1 protein-coding gene is annotated in these 293 nt (G+C 37.9%); it reads right to left on the reverse strand.

The window, feature by feature from the left end:
* Positions 1–129: 129 nt before the first annotated feature.
* Positions 130–293 (reverse strand): toprim domain-containing protein (locus tag ACFILW_RS10515; RefSeq protein ID WP_375685810.1); only part of this gene is annotated, 164 nt, incomplete at its 5' end.

Below are 293 nucleotides of genomic sequence, written 5' to 3' on the forward strand. Positions count from 1 at the left end.
CATTTTGTTGCAATGCTTGCTTATAAGGAATGGCTTCTAAACAAGTCTTATCATTTAAAGAGCCATTATCGTTATCATTGCATGAAACATTTTGATTGTTGGTATCGACAATATTATTTTTATTCTCTCTCATTTATTTATACCTTTCAGTATCAAAACATCATTGAAATCTAGACCGTAGGGGGCTTGCATGATAAAAACCTCAAAGCCTTGTCTATAGGCATGTGCAGCGAGGTTAAAACCTGCTTTACGACCCGCATCATCGCCATCCATTGCAAGGGTGAGACGGGCTT

The organism is Bartonella sp. TT110JLCBS (genome assembly GCF_042193405.1).
Classification (GTDB): Bacteria; Pseudomonadota; Alphaproteobacteria; order Rhizobiales; family Rhizobiaceae; genus Bartonella.